We start from the raw sequence: 1,868 nt of genomic DNA, 5'->3' as shown, positions 1-1,868 counted from the left end.
GGATGTCGTTGGGTTCCTTTGGTTGATTGAACGAGAGTGCCAACTCTTGGTCTCAGCTGCGATCAAATCATCTACGGAGAGTTTGATCCTGGCTCAGGACGAACGCTGGCGGCGTGCTTAACACATGCAAGTCGAGCGAGGCCCTCCTTCGGGGGGTGCCCTAGCGGCGAACGGGTGAGTAACACGTGGGCAACCTGCCCTCAGCTCTGGGATAACTCCAAGAAATTGGTGCTAATACCGGATGTGACCGCTGACCGCATGGTCTGGTGGTGGAAAGATTCATCGGCTGAGGATGGGCCCGCGGCCTATCAGCTTGTTGGTGGGGTAATGGCCCACCAAGGCGACGACGGGTAGCCGGCCTGAGAGGGTGACCGGCCACACTGGGACTGAGACACGGCCCAGACTCCTACGGGAGGCAGCAGTGGGGAATATTGCGCAATGGGCGAAAGCCTGACGCAGCGACGCCGCGTGAGGGATGACGGCCTTCGGGTTGTAAACCTCTTTCAGTAGGGACGAAGCGAAAGTGACGGTACCTACAGAAGAAGCACCGGCCAACTACGTGCCAGCAGCCGCGGTAATACGTAGGGTGCAAGCGTTGTCCGGAATTATTGGGCGTAAAGAGCTCGTAGGCGGTCTGTCACGTCGGCTGTGAAAACCCGAGGCTCAACCTCGGGCCTGCAGTCGATACGGGCAAACTAGAGTACTGCAGGGGAGACTGGAATTCCTGGTGTAGCGGTGAAATGCGCAGATATCAGGAGGAACACCGGTGGCGAAGGCGGGTCTCTGGGCAGTAACTGACGCTGAGGAGCGAAAGCGTGGGGAGCGAACAGGATTAGATACCCTGGTAGTCCACGCCGTAAACGTTGGGCGCTAGATGTGGGGCTCATTCCACGAGTTCCGTGTCGCAGCTAACGCATTAAGCGCCCCGCCTGGGGAGTACGGCCGCAAGGCTAAAACTCAAAGGAATTGACGGGGGCCCGCACAAGCGGCGGAGCATGTTGCTTAATTCGATGCAACGCGAAGAACCTTACCTAGGCTTGACATGCACGGAAATCTCCCAGAGATGGGAGGTCCTTTAAAGGGTCGTGCACAGGTGGTGCATGGTTGTCGTCAGCTCGTGTCGTGAGATGTTGGGTTAAGTCCCGCAACGAGCGCAACCCTCGTTCTATGTTGCCAGCACGTCATGGTGGGGACTCATAGGAGACTGCCGGGGTCAACTCGGAGGAAGGTGGGGATGACGTCAAATCATCATGCCCCTTATGTCTAGGGCTGCAAACATGCTACAATGGCCGGTACAAAGGGCTGCGATACCGCGAGGTGGAGCGAATCCCAAAAAGCCGGTCTCAGTTCGGATTGGGGTCTGCAACTCGACCCCATGAAGTTGGAGTCGCTAGTAATCGCAGATCAGCAACGCTGCGGTGAATACGTTCCCGGGCCTTGTACACACCGCCCGTCACGTCACGAAAGTCGGTAACGCCCGAAGCCGGTGGCCCAACCCCTCGGGGAGGGAGCCGTCGAAGGCGGGATCGGCGATTGGGACGAAGTCGTAACAAGGTAGCCGTACCGGAAGGTGCGGCTGGATCACCTCCTTTCTAAGGAGCACTGGCCGCTGTCCTAGTCGATGGTGGTCCAGAGCCGTGCACCGGCCAGGAGGCTCCCTCAATCATGAGGGGGTCCGGGTGTTGGTGACGGAGCTCAAGGGTGGAACGCTGACCAGTTCGGCCAGGTTGTTCATCTGCTGCTAGTACGGCTCGTTGATCTGCTACCGGCCCTTCACGGGGTCACAGGGGCAGGGAGAGCGTGGAACGTGGGTGGATGGAGAGATCGGGTCGTAGGCACGCTGTTGGGTCCTGAGGGAACGGGCCGGC

The 1,868-nt window shown here is 59.0% G+C and carries 2 rRNA genes (1 of these 2 cut by a window edge); both read left to right on the top strand.

Features of this window, described 5'->3' with window-relative positions:
• Positions 1 to 70: 70 nt before the first annotated feature.
• Positions 71 to 1,592, top strand: a 16S ribosomal RNA gene (locus O2W14_RS19925).
• Positions 1,593 to 1,833: 241 nt separating this feature from the next.
• Positions 1,834 to 1,868: ribosomal RNA gene (locus O2W14_RS19920) — 23S ribosomal RNA — on the top strand (it continues 2,581 nt past the right edge of the window).
• Together the 16S and 23S rRNA genes form the textbook arrangement of a ribosomal RNA operon.

Origin of the sequence: Modestobacter sp. VKM Ac-2986, assembly GCF_026967795.1 — a bacterium.
Classification (GTDB): Bacteria; Actinomycetota; Actinomycetes; order Mycobacteriales; family Geodermatophilaceae; genus Modestobacter.
The sequence above is the reverse complement of the archived record's forward strand: the minus strand, read 5'-3'. Positions and strand labels throughout refer to the sequence as shown.